Origin of the sequence: Janthinobacterium algoris (assembly GCF_051380935.1) — a bacterium.
Classification (GTDB): Bacteria; Pseudomonadota; Gammaproteobacteria; order Burkholderiales; family Burkholderiaceae_D; genus Janthinobacterium.
In genome coordinates, this window is sequence record NZ_JBNYXZ010000003.1 from 178148 (window position 1) to 198547 (window position 20400).

Here is a 20400-nt window from a genome sequence, read left to right on the forward strand (position 1 = left end):
GTCAGGAAATGCAGGCGGCGTTGATGGCGCCGATTGACAGGGAAATGGCGGCCAGCAGGCCGCCGAAGGCGCTGTTGTTCGATTCGATCTGGTCCTTCGACATGCGCAGCAGGCGCGTGGTGACTACGTACGCCAGCAGTTGCACCACCATGGCGCCGAAGGCCCAGGCGAAGAATTGCTGGTAGTCGGCCGTATGCATCAGCGAGGAGGCGATGGTGGCGGAAAAGCCCAGCAGGGAGCCGCCCAGCGACAGGGCCGCCGCCTGGTTGCCCTGGCGGATCAGCAGCACTTCGTTATACGGCGTGACGCGCGTATAGGTGATAAAAAATACAATCAGCAGCCCGGCGGCCAGTAAAAGATGGATCAGATAGTTTAGGATGGCGGGCACGGCTTTCCTCGCAGTGAGTATTTGATAACGTCAACGCATATTAGAACAAAAAAAGTCCAATGAACAAAAAAATTCTGATCTTGTCCGTCTTCGTGGTCGCCTCCTGCGGCCTCGCGTATGAGCTGATCGCCGGCGCCATGTCCAGCTACCTGCTCGGCGACTCCATTCTGCAGTTTTCCACCATCATCGGCTGCTACCTGTTTGCGATGGGTGTGGGTGCCCACTTTTCAAAGTATGTACAGGACGACGACGTGCTCTCGCGCTTCGTCGACATCGAACTGGCGGTGGGCCTGATCGGCGGCCTGTCGGCCGCCATCCTGTTCATGACGTTTTCATGGATGGCCGCGCCATTTCGCACCTTATTGTATGTGATGGTGTTCCTGATCGGCGCACTGGTCGGCATGGAAGTGCCGCTGGTGATGCGCGCCCTGAACTCGCGCCAGACGGAATTTTCTGAACTGGTCAGCCGCGTGCTGACCTTCGATTACCTGGGCGCGCTGGCCGTCTCGTTGCTGTTCCCGCTGGTGCTATCGCCGTATCTGGGACTGGTGCGCACGGGCTTCTTGTTCGGCATGCTCAACGTGGGGGTGGGCCTGTGGACAATCTGGGTGTTCCGCGCGGAGCTGAAGAACCTCACAGGGCGCTTCCTGCGCGCCTGCGCCGTGATGCTGGTGCTGATCGCCGGCTTTGCCATGTCGGACCGCATGGTGGCCTGGGGCGAACACGGCCTGTTCGGCGACCAGATCGTGTATTCCACCACCACGCCCTACCAGCGCCTGGTGATCACGCGCTGGAAGGACGATACGCGTTTGTACATCAACGGCAACCTGCAGTTTTCTTCGCGTGACGAGTACCGTTACCACGAGGCGCTGGTGCACCCCGTGCTGGAAGCCTTGCCGTGGGCGCGCCGCGTGCTGGTGCTGGGCGGCGGCGATGGCCTGGCGCTGCGCGAAATCCTGCGTTATCCACAGATTGAACACGTCACCGTGGTCGACCTTGACCCCGCCATGACGGCCGCGTTTACCACGCGCCCGGAACTGGCAAAATTAAATAACAGCGCGTTCTCGGATAAGCGCGTTACCGTCGTCAATGCCGATGCCGCCGTCTGGTTGCGCAATAACGGCGACATGTTCGATGCGGCCATCGTCGACTTTCCCGATCCGTCCAGCTTCGCGCTCGGAAAACTGTATTCCGTGCCCTTCTACGACCTGGTGAAAAAGCACCTGGCCGCCAAGGGCTTGATGGTAGTGCAATCGACGTCGCCCTTCTTTGCCCCGCATGCCTACTGGACCATCAATTCGACCCTGCGCGAAGTGGGCATGCGCACCTGGCCTTACCACGCCTATGTGCCCTCGTTCGGCGAATGGGGTTTTATTCTGGCTTCGCCCCAGCTCGACTACAAACCGCCCACCAGCTATCGCCTGCCCATGCGCTACCTGAATGCGGACACCACACGCGAGATGTTTATCTTCCCGCCCGACATGCAGCCGTTGCCGATGGCGCCGAATCGCCTCAACACCCAGTCGCTCGTGCATGAATTCGAGCAGGACTGGAACCGGGTGATCCGCTGATGCAGCGCCGTTCCTTCATGCTGTGGGCTGCCGGCGGCACTGCGGCGGCAGCCGCTGGCATTGGCAGCATCGCCGCGTATCTGCATTGGCAGGAAATCACACCCAAAGTGCTGTACCCGGGCCGCAGCGAGGGGCATTATTTGCGCAATCTGCTGCGCGAGCGCAAGGCGCTGCCGGCGCCTTCACGCACTTTGAGTACCGACGTGGCCATCCTCGGCTCCGGCATCGCCGGCCTGACGGCGGCATGGCGCCTGAACAAGCTGGGGCATCAGGATTTCCTGATGATCGACGGTCCCCAGCCGTATGGCAACGCGGCCGGCGGCCATTTCGGCGAGCTGGCTTACCCGACCGGTGGTCATTACCTGCCGCTGCCTTCGCCCGAATCGACGCATGTGCGCGAAATCCTGTTCGACCTGGGGATTATCCAGCGCGATCCACAGGCGGAAAAGCCGACTTACGACGAGCGCTACATCCTGCATGCGCCCGAGGAACGCCTGCTGTTCAAAGGCCAGTGGCAGGATGGCTTCATTCCCACCGAAGGCGTGCCGCCCGAGGAACTGGCGCAGCATGAGCGCTTCTTTGCCGAGGTGCGGCGGCTGCGCCAGGCGCATGGCAACGATGGCAAGCGCGTGTTTGTCTTCCCTACCGTGGAATCGTCGCAAGACCCGGTTTGGCAGGCGCTCGACGCCATCACCTTGAAGCAGTGGATGGAGCGCGAAGGCTATACCTCGCCCACCCTGCACTGGTACCTGAATTACTGCTGCCGCGACGATTACGGCACGCGCTACGACCAGGTTTCAGCTTGGGCCGGCTTGCATTACTACTGCAGCCGCTGGGGACAGGCAGCGAATGCGGGCAATGGCGCCTGGCTGACCTGGCCGGGCGGCATGCAGCCCGTGGCCACGGCCATGGAGCAGGCGTCAAAAGTGCAGCGCCATTCCGGCACGGTGGTCTCGCTCACCACCACGGCAAATGGCGTGGAAGCGCTGTGCCTGGAACTGGTCGATGGCCAGCCGCGCACTTACCTGGTGCGCTCGCGCAAGGCCATCTGCGCCATGCCGCTGTATGTGGCGGCGCGCGTGGTGAAGAATATCGCCGACTATGGCTTTGACGCGAAACGCGATACGCCCGCGTATGCGCCGTGGATGGTGGCCAACTTCCTGCTCAAGCGCTTTCCCGATGAACTGCCGCATGCGCCCCTGTGCTGGGACAACGTGGTGTACCAGGAGCCGGGCCTCGGCTATGTCGTTTCCACGCACCAGGACATCCGCGTCCGCCCGCCCGAGAAAACCGTCTTCAGCGCCTACGTGGCGCTGTCCGACCGCACGCCGCAGGCAGCCCGCAAGTGGCTCGATACGGCCACGCCTGAGGAGCTGCTGGCGCTGGCCAGCATCGACTTGAAAACGGCGTATGGACGCGACTTTGCAAGCTGCGTCGAGCGGGTCGACATCACCGTGCGCGGCCACGCCATGGCCGCGCCGCTGCCCGGTTTTCGCAGCAATACGGGGTTGAAGGCGCTGCGCGAACACGACGGCGCCATTCTGTTCGCGCATGCCGATTTGTCCGGCTTTTCCGTATTTGAAGAAGCGGCGTGGTGGGGGGATCGGGCGGCGCGTCTGGCCATCACATGAGAATAAAAATAAAAAAGGCCGGCGCGAGCGCCGGCCAGAGCCCCCTAAGGCTCGAACCGGTCTACTTGTTCTTGTTGATCACGTCGATGAAGACGGCGGCCAGCAGCACCAGGCCCTTGATCACTTGCTGGTAGTCGATGCCGATGCCCATGATGGACATACCGTTGTTCATGACGCCCATGATGAAGGCGCCGATCACTGCTCCCATCACCTTGCCCACGCCGCCCGAGGCCGAGGCGCCGCCGATGAAGCAGGCGGCGATCACGTCCAGCTCGAAACCCGTGCCAGCCTTCGGCGTGGCCGTGTTCAGGCGCGCCGCGAAGATCAGGCCGGCCAGTGCGGCCAGCATGCCCATGTTGACGAAGGTGTAGAAGCTGACGCGTTCCGTTTTGATGCCGGACAGGCGCGCCGCTTTTTCATTGCCGCCGACTGCGTAGACGCGACGGCCCAGCACGGTGCGGTTGGTGACAAAGGTGTAGGCGACGATCAGGATCGACATCACGGCCAGCACGTTCGGGAAGCCGCGGTATGACGACAGCAGGTAGCTGAAGTACACCATCACGGCGGCGAAGATCGCGTTTTTCAGCAGGAAGAAGGCACGCGGCTCGTTTTCCATGCCGTGCTTCAGTTGCTTGGCGCGGCTGCGCAGCGAGGTGATGATCAGCGCCGCGGCGGCGATCACGCCCAGCAGCAGTGACAGGCCGCGCAGGTTTTCGCCGCCGAACGGGTCGGGCAGGAAGCCTGAGCTGAGCATCTGGAAGCCTTCCGGGAAGGGGCCGACCGACTGGCCTGCCAGCAGCGCCAGGGTCAGGCCCTTGAACACCAGCATGCCGGCCAGGGTGACGATGAAGGACGGGATTTTAAAGAAGGCGACAAAGTAGCCTTGCGCGCCGCCGATGACGGCGCCGGCGATCAGGCAGATGATGCTGGCGGCGACAAAATTCATGTGGTAGTTGACGATCAGGACGGCCGCCAGCGCGCCGACGAAGCCGACCACCGAGCCGACGGATAAATCGATATGGCCGGCTACGATGACCATCAGCATGCCCAGCGCCATGATGACGATGTAGCTGTTCTGCAGCACCAGGTTGGTCAGGTTGAGCGGCTGCATCAGGGTGCCATCGGTCATGTACTGGAAAAATCCCATGATGACGATCAGGGAGAGCAGCATGCCGTAGTCGCGCATATTGTTTTTCAAAAAGCCGGCGTAGCTTTTCGTTTCCGGCGCTGCCGCTGGCGTTGCTGGTGCGCCCGCTGTCAGTTTATTGTCCATTGTTTTCTCCGTGTGTGACGATCGCGCGCATGATTCGCTCTTGCGATGCTTCTGCTGCGCTAAGTTCTGCCGCGAAGCGGCCTTCGTTCATGACATAGATCCGGTCGCACATGCCCAGTAACTCCGGCATTTCCGAGGAAATCATGATGATGCATTTGCCTTCGGCGGCCAGGTCGCTGATGATGCTGTAGATTTCATACTTGGCGCCCACGTCGATGCCGCGGCTCGGTTCATCGAGGATCAGGATGTCGGGGCGCGAAAACAGCCACTTCGCCAGCACTACTTTCTGCTGGTTACCGCCGGACAGGTTGACCACCTTCTGCGCGACGCTGGAGCAGCGTGTCTTGAGCTTGCGGCGGAACTCCTCGGCCACGCCGAATTCGCGCTGCTCGTCGATCACCATGTGCTTCGAGATCGCGTCCAGGTTGGCCAGGCTGGTATTTTTCTTGATGTCCTCTTCAAGGATCAGGCCCAGGCCCTTGCGGTCTTCCGTGACATACGCGAGGCCGTGGGCGATTGCCTTGCCGATGGTGCTGATGTCGATTTCCTTGCCATTCTTGAGTACGGTGCCGCTGATGCGCTGGCCGTAGGCGCGCCCGAAAATGCTCATCGCCAGTTCCGTGCGCCCGGAGCCCATCAAGCCGGCGATGCCGATGATCTCGCCTTTTTTTGCGTGCATGTTGATACCCTTGATGACGGGGCGGTCGGCATGCTCAGGATGGAATACCTTCCAGTCGCGCACTTCGAAAATGGTCTCGCCGATGGTTGGCGTGCGCGGCGGATAGCGGTCCGCCATCTCGCGCCCGACCATTTTTTCGATGATGCGGTCTTCGCTGACGGCTTCGATGCGGCAGTCGAAACTGTCGACCGTGTTGCCGTCGCGTAGCACCGTGATGGCGTCGGCGACGCGCGAGATTTCATTGAGCTTGTGCGAAATCAGGATCGATGCGATGCCCTGGCGTTTCAGGTCCAGCAGCAGGTCGAGCAGGGCCGCGCTGTCGCTTTCGTTGAGGCTGGCCGTCGGTTCGTCGAGAATCAGCAGCTTGACGTCCTTGCACAGCGCCTTGGCGATTTCGATCAGCTGCTGCTTGCCCACGCCCAGGTTGGTGATCAGGGTGTCCGGGGACTCTTTCAGGCCGACTTTGTGCAGCAGTTCGCGCGTCTTCGTTTGCGCGTATTCCCAGTCGATGACGCCCATGCTGGCCGGCTCGTTGCCGAGAAAGATGTTCTCGGCGATCGACAGCAGCGGCACCAGCGCCAGTTCCTGGTGGATGATGATGATGCCGATTTCTTCGCTGTCCTTGATGCCGCGGAAGTGCCGCGTCTGGCCCAGGTAATCGATGTCGCCCGTATAACTGCCATGGCCGTAGACGCCGCTCAGCACTTTCATCAGGGTCGATTTGCCGGCGCCGTTTTCGCCGACGATGGCGTGGATCTCGCCGCTGCGTACCCGCAGGTTGACATTGTCGAGCGCAACGACGCCCGGGAATGTTTTGCGTATCCCGCGCATTTCCAGGATAGTGTTCGTCATATAACCTCTCTGGCACGGCCGCGCTGGTCGGCATCGGTCGTGCGGCATTCTTGTTCTGGATAGTGCATGAAGCGTAAGGCCCGGCATCGCCGGGCCTTCAGTACTGTCGATGCTTATTTCACTTGCGCTTCCGTGTAGTAGCCGCTGCCGGTGACGAGCACCTGCTTCCAGTTCGCCTTGTCGACGGTGACCGGTTTCAACAGGTAGGACGGCACGACTTTCACGCCGTTGTTATAGGTCTTGGTATCGTTGACGGTCGGTGTCTTGCCGCTCATCATCGCGTCGACCATGTTCGCCGTCACCTTGGCCAGTTCGCGCGTGTCCTTGAACACGGTCGATGCCTGTTCGCCGCGGATGATCGATTTCACCGACGGGATTTCCGCGTCCTGGCCCGTCACGATGGGGAAGGGCTGTTTCGGCGTGCCGTAGCCGACGCCCTTGAGCGACGACAGGATGCCGATGCTCAAGCCGTCATACGGCGACAGCACCGCGTCGACACGCGCATTGCCGTAGTAGGCACTGAGCAGGTTGTCCATGCGCGCCTGCGCCACGGCGCCGTCCCAGCGCAGGGTGGCGACCTTTTCCATGCCCATCTGCTTCGAGCGCACTACCAGCTTGCCGCTGTCGATGTACGGTTTCAGCACCGACAGCGCGCCGTTGTAGAAGAAGTGCGCGTTGTTGTCGTCGGCCGATCCGCCGAACAGTTCGATATTGAACGGACCCTTGCCTTCCTTGAGTTTCAGCGCCGATTCGATATAGCCCGCCTGCAGCACGCCGACCTGGAAGTTGTCGAAGGTGGCGTAGTAATCGATGTTTTTCGTGCCGCGGATCAGACGGTCATACGAGATGACCTTGATGCCCTTGTCGGCCGCCTTTTGCAGCACGTTCGACAAGGTGGTGCCGTCGATGGCAGCGATCACCAGCACCTTGGCGCCCTTGGTGATCATGTTTTCCACCTGCGCCAGCTGGTTCGGGATATCGTCGTCGGCAAACTGCAAGTCCGTCTTGTAGCCGCGCTCCTTGAATACCTTGACCATGTTGTCGCCGTCGGCGATCCAGCGCATGGACGACTTGGTCGGCATCGAGATGCCGATGGCGCCCTTGTCGGCGGCGCTTGCCACGGGCATTACTGCCATGCCGCAGATGGCCAGCGCCAGGCTCGCGGTCAGCATTTTCATTGTTGTTTTCATTTCAGGTCTCCACCGTCTTCGATAGTTGAATGTGCCAGGGCCGTCGTCCCAGTGGGCGGGCTCCGTGCCGATGGCCGATTGCAGGCCACGGCTGATACTAGTTTGTCCATCCATCCCCCACCAATCACTTTTTTCGCATCGGCGATATCCAAAACGGTATCGATAAGCAGATTGATGCAATGCGCCATGCGGCCCGTTACCGCCGTGTAGACAGGGCGGTAACGGGAGCTCGGCGGCGGCTTCTTTTGGTGCGCTGCAATACCAATAATCATCATCCAATTTGGTGATTTTCGTAATTGCGACGACACAGGTCGGCGCGCAGAATCGGTCCGAACTTGAAGACCAGCCATCCCGCCATACCCTTTTGAAAGCTTGCCATGCAGCCGATTTCCCCCGCTTCCCTGTTGCCCGCCGACCTGGCGCAGGCCCTCCTCATCGGCCGCATCTGGCGTGACGGCCCGTGCGTCATCGCCGTGCGCTGCGGCGAGGTGGTCGACATCACGCAGACAGTGGCGACGGTGGCCGAGCTGTTCGAGCGCAGCGATGCGCTCGATATCGCCCGCCATGCGCCTGGTATGGCGCTCGGCCCCGTGCAGGCGCTGCTGGAGCAGGCGCTGGCCGCGCCGGTCGGCGAGCCGCTGCTGCTGGCGCCGTGCGACCTGCAGGCCGTCAAGGCATGCGGCGTGACCTTCGCCGTCAGCCTGCTGGAACGGGTGATCGAGGAACAGGCGGGCGGCGACGCGGCACGCGCCGCGAGCTTGCGCGCCGCGCTGCAAATGACCCTGGGCAGCGACTTGTCTGCGTTGAAACCCGGCTCGGAGGCGGCGCAGCGCCTGAAACAGCAGCTGCAGCAGCGCGGCGCCTGGTCGCAATACATGGAAGTGGGCATCGGCCCCGATGCGGAAGTGTTTACCAAGGCGCAGCCGATGTCGTCGGTGGGATGCGGCGCGCAGGTGGGCTTGCTGCCATCGTCCGCCTGGAACAACCCCGAGCCGGAAATCGTCCTGGCCGTCAACAGCCGCGGCGAGGTGCTGGGGGCTTCCCTGGGCAACGACGTCAACCTGCGCGATATCGAAGGGCGCAGCGCCCTCTTGCTGGGCAAGGCCAAGGACAACAACGGCTCCTGCGCCATCGGCCCCTTCATCCGCCTGTTTGACGAGGGATTTACGCTCGATACCGTGCGCCAGGCGGAAGTGTCGCTGCTGATCGAAGGCGCGGACGACGGCTTTGTGCTCGAAGGTGCCAGTTTCATGCGCGAGATCAGCCGCGACCCGCTCGACCTGGTGCGCCAGACGGCAGGCCAGTACCACCAGTATCCGGACGGTTTCATGCTGTTCCTGGGCACCATGTTCTCGCCCGTGAAGGACCGCAGTGCGCAGGGCGGGGGCTTTACGCACCACCTGGGCGACCGGGTCACCATCGCCAGCGCCGCGCTGGGCGCGCTGGTCAACGAAGTGCAGCGCTGCGATGTGATTCCTCCTTGGACGTTTGGCGTGCGCGCGCTGTACCAGAACCTGGCCCAACGCGGTTTGCTTTGATCCGATTATTTTGAAAAGAGAGACACCATGCAGCACGCAATCTATCCCAGCCTTGCCAACAAGCGCGTCGTCATCACGGGCGGCGGAACCGGCATCGGCGTAGCCATCGTCGAGGCGTTCGCACGCCAGGGCGCCCAGGTCACCTTTCTCGACATCGCCAGCGGGCCTTCGCGCGCACTGGAAGAAAAACTGGCCAGCCTGCCGCATCCTCCACGCTTCCGCTATTGCGACCTGACGGACCTGGGTGCTCTGGCCGCCAACTTCGCTGAGATTGAGCACAGCGTGGGCGCCACGGATATCCTCGTCAACAACGCGGCCAACGACGACCGCCACCAGTTGCAGGACGTCACACCGGCCTACTGGGACGAGCGTATCGCTGTCAACCTGCGGCACCAGTATTTCTGCGCCCAGGCAGTGGCGCCTGCCATGCGCGCCAAGGGCAGCGGCGTGATTCTCAACCTGGGGTCGATTTCCTGGCACTTGGCGCAGGCGAACCTGTCGATCTACATGACGGCGAAAGCCGGCATCGAGGGCTTGACCCGTGGCCTGGCGCGCGACCTGGGCGTCGACGGCATCCGCGTCAACTGCATCATTCCCGGCGCCGTGCGCACGCCGCGCCAGGAAAAACTGTGGCATACGCCGGAAGCGGAAACCCTGATCCTGCAGGGCCAATGCCTGCAGACGCGCGTGGAACCGGAAGACGTGGCGGCGCTGGCGCTGTTCCTCGCGTCCGATAACGCGGCCAAGTGCGCCGGCCGCGAATACTACGTCGACGCAGGCTGGTACGGCGCATGAGCACCCCAAGCAATCGCCAGGCGCGGCGCTTCCGCTCGCAGGACTGGTTCGACAATCCCGACCACATCGACATGACGGCGCTGTACCTGGAGCGCTTCATGAACTACGGCATTACGGCCGAGGAGCTGCGTTCGGGCCGTCCCATCATCGGCATTGCGCAAAGCGGCAGCGATATCAGTCCCTGCAACCGCATCCACGTGGAATTGGCGCAGCGCGTGCGCGATGGCATCCGCGACGCGGGCGGCATCCCGATGGAATTCCCCTTGCACCCGATCTTTGAAAACTGCCGCCGTCCCACGGCCGCGCTGGACCGCAACCTGGCGTATCTGGGCCTGGTGGAAATCCTGCATGGTTACCCGATCGACGCCGTGGTGCTGACCACGGGCTGCGACAAGACCACGCCGGCGCAGCTGATGGCTGCCGCCACGGTGGATATCCCCGCCATCGTGCTGTCGGGCGGCCCCATGCTCGATGGCTGGATGGACGGCGAACTGGTGGGTTCGGGCGCGGCCATCTGGAAGGGCCGCCGCCAGCTGTCCGCCGGCTTGATCGACAACGACAAATTCCTGCAAATCGCTGCCGCGTCGGCGCCGTCGGCCGGCCACTGCAACACCATGGGCACGGCATCGACCATGAATGCACTGGCCGAGGCGCTGGGCATGTCCCTGACGGGCTGCTCGGCCATCCCCGCGCCGTACCGCGAACGGGGCCAGATTGCCTACGCAACGGGGCGGCGCATCGTCGGCATGGCGTTCGAGGACGTGCGTCCTTCGAGCATCCTCACACGCGACGCGTTTTTGGACGCGATTATCGTCAATGCAGCCATCGGCGGCTCTACCAATGCCCAGCCGCACCTGATGGCCATGGCGCGCCATGCGGGAGTGGAATTGCACTCGAGCGACTGGATGGAGCACGGCTACGACGTGCCGCTGCTCTTGAACATGCAGCCGGCCGGGAAGTATCTGGGCGAGCGCTTCCACCGCGCCGGCGGCGTGCCGGCCGTGATGTGGGAACTGCTCAAGGCGGGTTTGTTGCATGCGCAGCGCCCCACCGTCACGGGCCAGAGCATGGCGGCGAACCTGGCCGGCCACGAAAGCGCGGACCGCGAGATGATCCGCCCGTTTGCCTCGCCGCTTAAGGAGAAGGCCGGTTTCATGGCCTTGCAGGGCAACCTGTTCGACTTCGCCATCATGAAGACCAGCGTGATCTCGCCCGCTTTCCGCGAGCGTTACCTGAGCACGCCTGGCAGTGTAGGCGTGTTCGAGGCGCGCGCCATCGTTTTTGACGGCTCGTTTGACTATCACGCGCGCATCAACGACCCGGCATTGGCCATCGACGACAGCTGCATGCTGGTCATGCGCGGCGCCGGCCCTGTCGGCTGGCCCGGCTCGGCCGAAGTGGTCAACATGCAGCCGCCCGATGCCTTGCTCAAGGCGGGCATCCTGAATTTGCCGACCCTGGGCGACGGGCGCCAGTCGGGCACCTCGGACAGTCCCTCGATCCTGAACGCCTCGCCGGAAAGCGCCGTCGGTGGCGGCTTGGCGCTGCTGCGCACGGGCGACATCATCCGCGTGGACTTGAACGCGGGCCGCTGCGACATGCTGGTCGATGCCTTTGAGCTGGCGCGCCGCGCGCAAGAACTGCCGCCGCCCGTCAACGACAGCGCCACGCCGTGGCAGGAGATTTACCGCGCCAGCGTGGGCCAGCTGGAAACGGGCGCCTGCATGGAGCTGGCACTGAAATACCGCGCCGTGGGACAGACCCTGCCACGGCATAACCATTGATGTAGGAAGCCGCAACACCCGTAGTTAAAAAACGTTGTTAATAAAATCCACAAGGAGACACCTAATGAACAAGATCATCAGTGCAGCCATCATGACCGCCATGCTGGCATTCACCAGCAGCGCCGCCCTGGCCGATGCGAAAAACCCGAAGATCGGCTTTTCCATCGACGATTTGCGCGTGGAACGCTGGACGCGCGACCGCGATTTCTTCATCGCCGCCGCCGAGAAACAGGGCGCCAAGGTGTTCGTGCAATCGGCCGACGCCAGTGAACAGCGCCAGATTTCGCAGATCGAAAACCTGATCTCGCGCGGCGTGGACGTGCTGGTGATCGTGCCGTTCAACGCCACGGTCCTCAACAACACCGTCAAGGAAGCGAAAAAGGCCGGCATCAAGGTGCTGTCGTATGACCGCCTGATCCTGAACGCCGATATCGACGCGTATATTTCGTTCGATAACGAAAAAGTGGGCGAGATGCAGGCCGAAGGCGTGACCAAGCTGCAGCCGAAGGGCAATTACTACCTGCTGGGTGGCTCGCCGACTGACAACAATGCCAAGATGCTGCGCGAAGGCCAGATGAAGGTACTGAAACCGTTCATCGACAAGGGCGACATCAAGATCGTCGGCCAGCAGTGGGTGAAGGACTGGAGCGCCACCGAAGCGCTGTCCATCGTGGAAAACGCGCTGACGGCCAATAGCAACAAGATCGACGCCATCGTCGCCTCGAACGATGGCACAGCCGGCGGCGCCATCCAGGCCCTGGCCGCGCAAAAGCTGGCTGGCAAGGTGCCGGTCTCTGGCCAGGACGCCGACCTGGCGGCGGTGAAACGCGTCATCGCCGGCACGCAATCGATGACGGTCTACAAACCGCTGAAAACCATCGCTTCGGAGGCGGCCAAGCTGGCCATCCAGCTGGCGCGCAATGAAAAGCCGGCCTACAACTCGAGCTATGACAACGGCCTGAAAAAAGTCAGCACGGTGCTGCTGAAACCTACACCGCTGACCAAGGCGAATGTAAACATGCTCGTCGACGACGGCTTCTATACCAAGGCGCAATTGGGTAATTAATCGCCCGGCTGATGTCGGCTTGCGCACTGTGCGCTAAGCCGACATTCTTCTTCGTATCCGCAACGAGAGTGAGCATGTCCGACTATCTGCTTGAAATGAAAGGCATCGTCAAACAGTTTGGCGACGTCCGCGTAGGCGGTGTCCGCGCGCTTGACGGCATCGACCTGCAGGTGCGGGCCGGCGAGTGCATCGGCTTGTGCGGCGAGAATGGCGCCGGCAAGTCGACCCTGATGAAGGTGCTGTCCGGCGTCTACCCGCACGGCACCTGGGATGGCGAAATTCGATGGGTTGGCCAACCCCTGCGCGCGCAATCGATCCGCGACACGGAAGACGCGGGCATCATCATCATCCATCAGGAACTGATGCTGGTGCCGCAGCTGTCCGTGGCCGAAAATATCTTCATGGGCCGCGAGCTCACCCTGCCCGGCGGGCGCATGCATTACGCGGCCATGTACAAGCGCGCCGACGAGCTGCTGCGCGAACTGAAAATTCCCGAACTGAACGTGGCGCTGCCGGTCATGAACTATGGCGGCGGCCACCAGCAGCTGGTGGAAATCGCCAAGGCGCTCAATAAGAATGCGCGCTTGCTGATCCTCGACGAGCCATCGTCGTCGCTGACGGCCTCGGAAATCGCCGTGCTGCTCGATATCCTGCGCGCCCTGAAAGCCAAGGGCGTCACCTGCATCTATATTTCGCACAAGCTCGATGAAGTGGCGGCCATCTGCGACACCATCGTCGTCATCCGCGATGGCAAGCATATCGCCACCACGCCGATGGCGCAGATGAACGTGGAACGCATCATCGCGCAGATGGTGGGGCGCGAAATGAACCAGCTGTATCCGCACCGTACGAAAAAAGACGCCATCGGCGAGGTGCTGTTCGAGGCGCGCCATGTCACATGCATCGATGCCGATAACCCGCAGCGCAAGCGCGTCGACGATGTGTCATTCACCCTGCGCAAAGGCGAGATCCTCGGCATCGCCGGCCTGGTGGGGGCGGGGCGCACGGAGCTCGTCTCGGCCCTGTTCGGCGCCTACCAGGGGCCGTGCCAGGCCGAGGTGTGGCTCGATGGCCGCCGCATCGATACCGGCTCGCCGCAAAAGGCGATTGCCATGGGCCTGGCCATGGTGCCGGAAGACCGCAAGCATCACGGCATCGTGCCCGACCTCGACGTGGGGCAGAACATCACCCTGGCCGTGCTGGAGGAATTTGCGCGCGCCACGCGCATCGACGGCGAGGCGGAACTGACGGCCGTGCGCGGCGAGATCGCCCAGCTGGAACTGAAGGCTGCCAGCCCGTCGCTGCCCATCACGAGCCTGTCGGGCGGCAACCAGCAAAAGGCCGTGCTGGCCAAGATGCTGCTGACGCGCCCGCGCGTGCTGATCCTCGACGAGCCCACGCGCGGCGTGGACGTGGGCGCCAAATATGAAATCTATAAATTGATGCTGGCGCTGGCCGACCGGGGCGTGGCCATCATCATGGTCTCGTCGGAACTGGCCGAGGTGCTGGGCGTGTCCGACCGCGTGCTGGTGATGGGCGAAGGCCGTCTGCGCGGCGACTTTATCAACGATGGCCTGAGCCAGGAAACCGTGCTGGCGGCGGCGCTGGCCCAGCACCCGGCGCCCGCCGCCCCTACCGCCTACAAGGAACCCGCAGCATGAAACCGCACAGTATCAAACAGCTGTTCACCCAATACAAGATGCTGGCCCTGCTGATCGCCGTGGCGCTGATCTGGGCCTTTTTTTCGTGGAAGACGCAGGGCAGTTTCCTCACGCCGCGCAACCTGTCAAACCTGCTGCGCCAGATGTCCGTCACCGGCATCCTCGCCTGCGGCATGGTGCTGGTGATTATCGCCGGTGAGATCGACCTGTCGATCGGCTCCCTGCTGGGACTGTTGGGCGGCATTGCCGCCGTGCTGGATGTGACGCAGCACTGGCCGCTGGCGCTGAACCTGGCGGCGGTACTCGGCTGCGGCTTGGTGATCGGTCTCTTGAATGGCTACCTGACGGCGTACCGGGGCATCCCTTCCTTTATCGTCGGCCTGGGCGGCATGCTGGCGTATCGCGGCATCCTGCTGGGCATCACGGGTGGCATCACGATCGCGCCCGTGTCCGAGCCGCTGGTTTACCTGGGACAGGGCTACCTGCCCGCCTCGCCCGGTATCGCGCTGGGCATCGGCCTGTTCCTGCTGGCGGCCTTTTTGACGTGGCGCGCGCGCGCCAGCCGCGCGCAGCATGGCTTGCCGCAAACGGCGCCCTGGGCCGACGGCTTGCGCCTGGCCGTCATCGGCGCCGTGTTGTATGCCTTCGTGCAAACCCTGAACGGCTATGAAGGCATCCCGCTGCCCGTGCTTTTGCTGCTGGCCTTGCTGGGACTGTTCAGCTACATCACCAGCCAGACCGTGTTCGGCCGCCGCATCTACGCCGTGGGCAGCAATATGGAAGCGACGCGTCTGTCCGGCATTAACGTGAAAGCCGTCAAGCTGTGGATCTTCGGCATCATGGGTTTGATGTGCGCGCTGGCTGGCCTGATCAACACGGGCCGCCTGGCGGCCGGTTCACCCTCGGCCGGCACCTTCAGCGAACTCGATGCCATCGCCGCCTGCTTCATCGGCGGCACCTCGATGCGCGGCGGCTCGGGCACGGTGTATGGCGCGCTGATTGGCGCGCTGGTCATGGCCAGCCTGGATAACGGCATGTCCATGCTGGACGTGGACACCTACTGGCAGATGATCGTGAAAGGCAGTATCCTCACCCTCGCCGTGTGGGTCGATGTCAGCACGCGAGCAGGGCGCAGATAGCCGTGAAACGATCTGGCACGGGAGGAGACACCATGAAGATGCCGACCGCGCACCGGATCGCGCTGTTGTTTAACGGGAATAAAATCTACGACCGTGACATCATCGCGGGCATTGCCGCTTACCTGAACACCACGCGCGTGTCGTGGGACCTGTTCCTGGAAGAGGATTTTCGCTGCCGCCTGCCCGGCATCGAACGCTGGCAGGGTGACGGCATCATTGCCGATTTCGACGATCCCGCCGTCTGCGCGGCGCTGGCGCACAGCCGCCTGCCTGTGGTCGCCGTGGGCGGCTCGTATGCGCGCCCCGAGGATTACCCTGCCGGCATCCCGTATGTGGCGACCGATAATTTCAAGATCGTCAAGCTGGCCTATGAGCACCTGGTGGAAGCGGGCTTGACGCGCTTTGCTTGTTTCAGCCTGCCTGAGGCCGATGTCAACCGCTGGGCGCAGGAGCGCGAAACGGCGTTTTGCGCCTTGATGGAGCGCGACCACATGCGCGCCGATGTGTACCGGGGCGTCGCCACCAGCGCGCCCTCGTGGGACGAGGCAGTGGAGCAGCAGATCGCCTGGCTCAATAGCCTGGAAAAACCCGTCGGCATCATCGCCGTGAGCGATGCGCGCGCGCGCCAGTTGCTGCAAGCCTGCATGCATGCGGGCATCGCCGTGCCGGAGCAAGTGGCCCTGATCGGCATCGACAACGATCCGCTGGCGCGCATGCTCACGCGCATTCCGCTCAGTTCCGTGATCCAGGGCACCGAGGAAATGGGCCGCACGGCGGCGCACCTGCTGCACCAGATGCTGAATGGCGCACGCCTGTCCGGCACGCGCATCCTGGTGCCGCCGGCCGGCTTGAATGTGCTTGCGTCCACGCGTCACCAGCCGTTCCAGCACCCGCAGGTGATGCAGGCGCGCCATTTCATTCGCCAGTACGCCTGCCAGGGCATCAAGACGGAGCAGGTGGCCGATTACGTGGGCGTGTCGCGCTCCTCGCTCGAAGCGCACTTCCGCCACGAGCTGGGGCGCAGCGTGCACGATGAAATCCTGCATTTCAAGCTCGATGCGGCCAAGACCCTGCTGGCGCGCGGGCCGGGGCAGGTGGCCGAGGTGGCCGTGCGTTGCGGCTTTACCACGGTGCAGTACATGCATGCCGTCTTCAAGCGCGAACTCGGTTGCACGCCGCGCGAATTCCAGCAGCGCAGCCAGCCACCGCCCGCCCCCGGACAGGCGCCATGATGCACACCCTGCGCAACGGGCGCGGCATGCGCGTGGCCATCGACGCGCACGATGCCAGTGTGCGGGCCTGGTGGGCGCCAGATCGCTATGGCCGCTTGGCCGATGTGCTGGGCGCGGCGCCCCCTGCGGCGCTTTCGGCCACTGGCTGGCAGTGTGCGCCGCCGGACGATGGCCACCTGCGCTTGCGCCTGGAACAAGACGGCCTGTCGGTGCGCTTGGCTTACCGGCTCGACGAGGATGGCAGCCTGCACCTCGACTGCCTCGCCACGGCCGAGACGGTTTCCCGTTTTGCGCTTGCCGCGCCCCGCTTCAATCTGCAGGGCAGAGGGGCCGCCGTGGGCGACCATGTGCTGCGCCTGGATGCCGATCGCTATTGGCCGGGTGGCCGCACGGGCGAGGCGCCGCTCGATGTGGCGGGCAGCGCGTTTGACTTCCGCCAGCCGGCGCCGCTCGCTTCGCGCCTGGCCTGGCCCGCGTTGGCGAACTTGCCGGGATTCCGGCATGACTTTTACTGGACGGGCAGCGGCCAGCTGCGCGAGGCGGCGCGGGTTGCCGACCCCGCGTCGGGCCGGGTATTGCGTTTTTCCAGTACCCAGGACAGTTGCCGTCTGTATTCCGATACGCGCTGTTTTTCCCTGCTGGCGCTGGGTGTGGAAATGCCGCCGGGACAGGTGATGCGCTTCAAGCTTGCCTACCGTCTGGGCGTGCAGGATATCGATGCGTTTGACATATCCGAACCGGTATCAATGATGTCAAATAAGTGATTGGTCAGATATGCGGGGCAGTTCTACCATGGGGTAGTTTTTCCTCATCTATTTTTGCCCTTACCGACGCTGCTAACCTGCCCATGAACATACTCACCATCGATGCCGGCACCACCAATACGCGTACCTTGCTGTGGCGCGCAGGCGCGGTCATCGCCCAGGCGCAGCTGGAAACGGGCGTGCGCAATACCGCCATCGATGGCCATAACGGCGCGCTGAAACAGGCGCTGCGCGACACCATCGCCAGCGTGCTGGCCAGCGCGGGCATCGCGCCCTCCGAGATGGACCTGGCGCTGGCCTCGGGCATGATCACCTCGCCCATGGGGGTGCAGGAAGTGCCGCACTTGCCGGCGCCTGCCGGCCTGGCCCAGCTGGCGCAAGGCATGCAGGCGGTGGACTTGCCCGACGTGCTGGCGCAGCCCCTGTGGCTGATTCCCGGCGTGCGCAATCAGCATGGCGCCGTCGGCCTGCATAACGTCGAAGCGATGGACATGATGCGCGGCGAAGAGACGGAAGTCGTCGCGTTGTTGGAGCGCCTGGAATTGCGCGGCGCGGCGACCTTGATCATGCCCGGTTCGCATACCAAATTGATCAGCGTGGATGAGCAGCGCCGCATCCTCGGCTGCAGCACCACCATCGCGGGCGAGCTGCTACAGGCGATCACGCAGCACACCCTGATCAAGCAATCGGTCGATGGCGGTTTTGCGCAGACCCTTGTGCCGAAAATGCTGCTGGCCGGCGCGGCCGCGGCGCAAAAAACGGGGCTGGCGCGTGCCTGCTTCAGCGTGCGCACCCTGGGCCAGTTCAGCGCGGTCGAATGCAATGAACGGGCCAATTTTCTGATGGGCGCTGTCCTCAGCGGCGACTTTCTGGCGCTGCGCAACAGCACCGCCATCCAGATGCGGCCCGAGACCCCGCTCGTCATTACCGGCAAGCCCATGCTGCGCCAGGCGCTCGGTCTGCTGATCGAAGAACACGGATTTTTTTATGGCAAGCGCATCATCGTCGACGACCAGCAGCAAGCCAATCTGGCTGGTTACGGTGCGCTGCTGATCGCCGCCGCGCGCGGCTTGATTTCCCCGCAGGAGACAGTATGAGTGACAACAAGAACAAGCGTCCCTTGCGTTCGCAAGCGTGGTTTGGCGGCGACGACAAGGACAGTTTTATTCACCGCAGCTGGATGAAGAACCAGGGCTATCCCGGCGACGCCTTCGATGGCCGTCCCGTCATCGGCATCTGCAATACCTGGTCCGAGCTGACGCCCTGCAATGGCCATTTCCGCGACCTGGCCGAGATGGTCAAGCGCGGCGTGCTCGAAGCGGGCGGCTTTCCCGTCGAATTTCCCGTCATGTCGCTGGGCGAGACGAATCTGCGTCCGACGGCCATGCTGTTCCGTAACCTGGCCAGCATGGATGTGGAAGAATCGATCCGCGCCAACCCGATCGACGGCGTGGTGCTGTTGACGGGCTGTGACAAGACCACACCGGCCCTGCTAATGGGTGCGGCCAGCGTGGACTTACCCACCATCGTGCTGTCGGGCGGCCCCATGTTGAACGGCAACTATCGCGGCAAACCGATCGGTTCGGGCACCGACGTGTGGAAGTTTTCCGAGGACGTGCGCGCCGGGCGCATGACCTCAAACGAATTCAAGCAGGCCGAATCGTGCATGTCGCGCTCCGCGGGCCACTGCATGACCATGGGCACGGCGTCCACCATGGCCAGCATGGTCGAGGCGCTCGGCGTGACCCTGCCCGGCAACGCGGCCATTCCCGCCGTCGACGCGCGCCGCAAGCTGCAGGCGCAGCTGACGGGCCGGCGCATCGTCGACATGGTGCATGAAGACCTGAAACTGTCGCAGATCCTCACGCGCGCAGCGTTTGAAAACGCCATCATGGTCAATGGCGCCATCGGCGGCTCGACGAATGCCGTGATCCACCTGCTGGCGATTGCCGGGCGCATCGGCGTGGACATGCGCCTGGCCGACTGGGACCGCCTGGGCCGCGACATTCCCTGCCTGCTCAACCTGATGCCGTCGGGCCAGTATCTGATGGAAGATTTTTACTATGCGGGCGGCCTGCCCGTGATCATCCGCGACTTGCTGGGCAAACTGCATGGCGAGGTGCTCACTGTCACGGGCGCCAGCATGGCTGTCAACGTGGCCGAAGCGGAAAATTTCAATCCCGAGGTGATCACGCCGCTGGCGCAGCCATTCAAGGACGAGGGCGGCATCGCCGTCTTGCAGGGCAACCTGGCCCCGCGCGGCGCCGTCATCAAGCCATCTGCCGCCTCGCCGGAACTGATGCAGCATCGTGGCCGCGCCGTCGTCTTCAACAGCATCGAGCATTATAAAAAGCGCATCGACGATCCCGCACTCGATATCGACGCCAGTTGCGTGATGGTGCTGCAAAATTGCGGCCCGCAGGGCTATCCGGGCATGGCTGAAGTGGGCAATATGGGATTGCCGAAAAAACTGCTGGAGCAGGGCGTGCGCGACATGGTGCGCATCTCGGATGCACGCATGAGCGGCACGGCCTATGGCACGGTGGTGCTGCACGTGGCGCCGGAAGCTGCCGTGGGCGGGCCGTTGGCGCTGGTGCGCGATGGCGACATGATCGAACTCGATGTGGCGGGACGGCGTTTGCACCTGGACGTCGACGATGCCGAGCTGGCGCGCCGGCGCGAAGAGTGGCGCGCCCCCGAGCCGGCCATGAAAGGCGGCTATCAGTCGATGTATATCAAGCACGTGACGCAAGCCGACGAAGGCGCGGACCTGGATTTCCTCGTCGGCTGCCGGGGATCCGCCGTGCCGCGCGAATCACACTGAAAAACAAGGAAAA

The 20400-nt window shown here is 63.2% G+C and carries 17 protein-coding genes; 12 read left to right on the forward strand and 5 right to left on the reverse strand.

Annotated features, from left to right (window positions below):
* Position 1: 1 nt before the first annotated feature.
* Positions 2 to 388 (reverse strand): DUF350 domain-containing protein, encoded by a 387-nt coding sequence (locus tag ACQ4W7_RS05760; protein ID WP_426073599.1) that lies wholly within the window; start codon positions 386 to 388, stop codon positions 2 to 4.
* 59 nt (positions 389 to 447) lie between these two features.
* Here ACQ4W7_RS05760 and ACQ4W7_RS05765 point away from each other — a divergent pair, with 59 nt between their 5' ends.
* Both ACQ4W7_RS05765 and ACQ4W7_RS05770 read left to right on the forward strand, forming a co-directional pair.
* Positions 448 to 1959 carry a polyamine aminopropyltransferase gene (locus ACQ4W7_RS05765; protein ID WP_436504883.1) on the forward strand — a complete coding sequence of 504 codons (1512 nt, stop codon included), beginning with the start codon at positions 448 to 450 and terminating at the stop codon, positions 1957 to 1959.
* Positions 1959 to 3590: an NAD(P)-binding protein gene (locus tag ACQ4W7_RS05770; RefSeq protein ID WP_436529097.1), complete on the forward strand. Its 1632-nt coding sequence runs from the start codon at positions 1959 to 1961 to the stop codon at positions 3588 to 3590. The genes ACQ4W7_RS05765 and ACQ4W7_RS05770 overlap by 1 nt, the downstream gene beginning before the upstream one ends.
* A gap of 61 nt (positions 3591 to 3651) precedes the next feature.
* Here ACQ4W7_RS05770 and mmsB read toward each other — a convergent pair whose 3' ends face one another.
* The 4 genes from mmsB to ACQ4W7_RS05790 all read right to left on the reverse strand — a co-directional run bounded on the left by mmsB (position 3652) and on the right by ACQ4W7_RS05790 (position 7859).
* Entirely contained in the window at positions 3652 to 4863 is a 1212-nt protein-coding gene (gene mmsB, locus ACQ4W7_RS05775) for a multiple monosaccharide ABC transporter permease (RefSeq protein ID WP_436529099.1), read from the reverse strand.
* Entirely contained in the window at positions 4853 to 6394 is a 1542-nt protein-coding gene (gene mmsA / locus ACQ4W7_RS05780) for a multiple monosaccharide ABC transporter ATP-binding protein (protein WP_436529101.1), read from the reverse strand. The genes mmsB and mmsA overlap by 11 nt, the downstream gene beginning before the upstream one ends.
* Positions 6395 to 6507: 113 nt before the next feature.
* Positions 6508 to 7530 (reverse strand): multiple monosaccharide ABC transporter substrate-binding protein, encoded by a 1023-nt coding sequence (gene chvE, locus ACQ4W7_RS05785; protein ID WP_436529386.1) that lies wholly within the window; start codon positions 7528 to 7530, stop codon positions 6508 to 6510.
* Positions 7531 to 7580: 50 nt separating this feature from the next.
* The gene (locus ACQ4W7_RS05790) at positions 7581 to 7859 is read right to left on the reverse strand and encodes a hypothetical protein (RefSeq protein WP_436529103.1); all 279 of its coding nucleotides are present in this window, start codon (positions 7857 to 7859) and stop codon (positions 7581 to 7583) included.
* 102 nt (positions 7860 to 7961) lie between these two features.
* Here ACQ4W7_RS05790 and ACQ4W7_RS05795 point away from each other — a divergent pair, with 102 nt between their 5' ends.
* From ACQ4W7_RS05795 to araD, 10 genes are all read left to right on the forward strand, one after another.
* Positions 7962 to 9122, forward strand: a complete 1161-nt coding sequence (locus tag ACQ4W7_RS05795) for a fumarylacetoacetate hydrolase family protein (protein WP_436529105.1) — start codon at positions 7962 to 7964, stop codon at positions 9120 to 9122.
* 27 nt (positions 9123 to 9149) lie between these two features.
* Positions 9150 to 9917 carry a D-xylose 1-dehydrogenase gene (gene xylB / locus ACQ4W7_RS05800; RefSeq protein WP_426073592.1) on the forward strand — a complete coding sequence of 256 codons (768 nt, stop codon included), beginning with the start codon at positions 9150 to 9152 and terminating at the stop codon, positions 9915 to 9917.
* The gene (locus ACQ4W7_RS05805; RefSeq protein WP_436529107.1) at positions 9914 to 11701 is read left to right on the forward strand and encodes an IlvD/Edd family dehydratase; all 1788 of its coding nucleotides are present in this window, start codon (positions 9914 to 9916) and stop codon (positions 11699 to 11701) included. Before xylB ends, ACQ4W7_RS05805 begins: the two co-directional genes overlap by 4 nt.
* Before the next feature lie 91 nt (positions 11702 to 11792).
* Positions 11793 to 12767 carry a D-xylose ABC transporter substrate-binding protein gene (gene xylF / locus ACQ4W7_RS05810; RefSeq protein WP_426073628.1) on the forward strand — a complete coding sequence of 325 codons (975 nt, stop codon included), beginning with the start codon at positions 11793 to 11795 and terminating at the stop codon, positions 12765 to 12767.
* Between the two features lie 74 nt (positions 12768 to 12841).
* The gene (gene xylG, locus ACQ4W7_RS05815; RefSeq protein ID WP_436529109.1) at positions 12842 to 14428 is read left to right on the forward strand and encodes a D-xylose ABC transporter ATP-binding protein; all 1587 of its coding nucleotides are present in this window, start codon (positions 12842 to 12844) and stop codon (positions 14426 to 14428) included.
* Entirely contained in the window at positions 14425 to 15567 is a 1143-nt protein-coding gene (locus ACQ4W7_RS05820; RefSeq protein WP_436529111.1) for a sugar ABC transporter permease, read from the forward strand. Before xylG ends, ACQ4W7_RS05820 begins: the two co-directional genes overlap by 4 nt.
* 32 nt (positions 15568 to 15599) lie before the next feature.
* Positions 15600 to 16799 carry a XylR family transcriptional regulator gene (locus ACQ4W7_RS05825; RefSeq protein ID WP_436529113.1) on the forward strand — a complete coding sequence of 400 codons (1200 nt, stop codon included), beginning with the start codon at positions 15600 to 15602 and terminating at the stop codon, positions 16797 to 16799.
* On the forward strand, positions 16796 to 17563 hold the full coding sequence (locus ACQ4W7_RS05830) for an aldose epimerase family protein (RefSeq protein ID WP_426073587.1): 768 nt from the start codon (positions 16796 to 16798) through the stop codon (positions 17561 to 17563). The genes ACQ4W7_RS05825 and ACQ4W7_RS05830 overlap by 4 nt, the downstream gene beginning before the upstream one ends.
* Positions 17564 to 17646: 83 nt before the next feature.
* Positions 17647 to 18660: a 2-dehydro-3-deoxygalactonokinase gene (locus ACQ4W7_RS05835; RefSeq protein ID WP_436529116.1), complete on the forward strand. Its 1014-nt coding sequence runs from the start codon at positions 17647 to 17649 to the stop codon at positions 18658 to 18660.
* Positions 18657 to 20387 (forward strand): L-arabinonate dehydratase, encoded by a 1731-nt coding sequence (gene araD, locus ACQ4W7_RS05840; RefSeq protein WP_426073585.1) that lies wholly within the window; start codon positions 18657 to 18659, stop codon positions 20385 to 20387. The genes ACQ4W7_RS05835 and araD overlap by 4 nt, the downstream gene beginning before the upstream one ends.
* Positions 20388 to 20400: the final 13 nt, after the last annotated feature.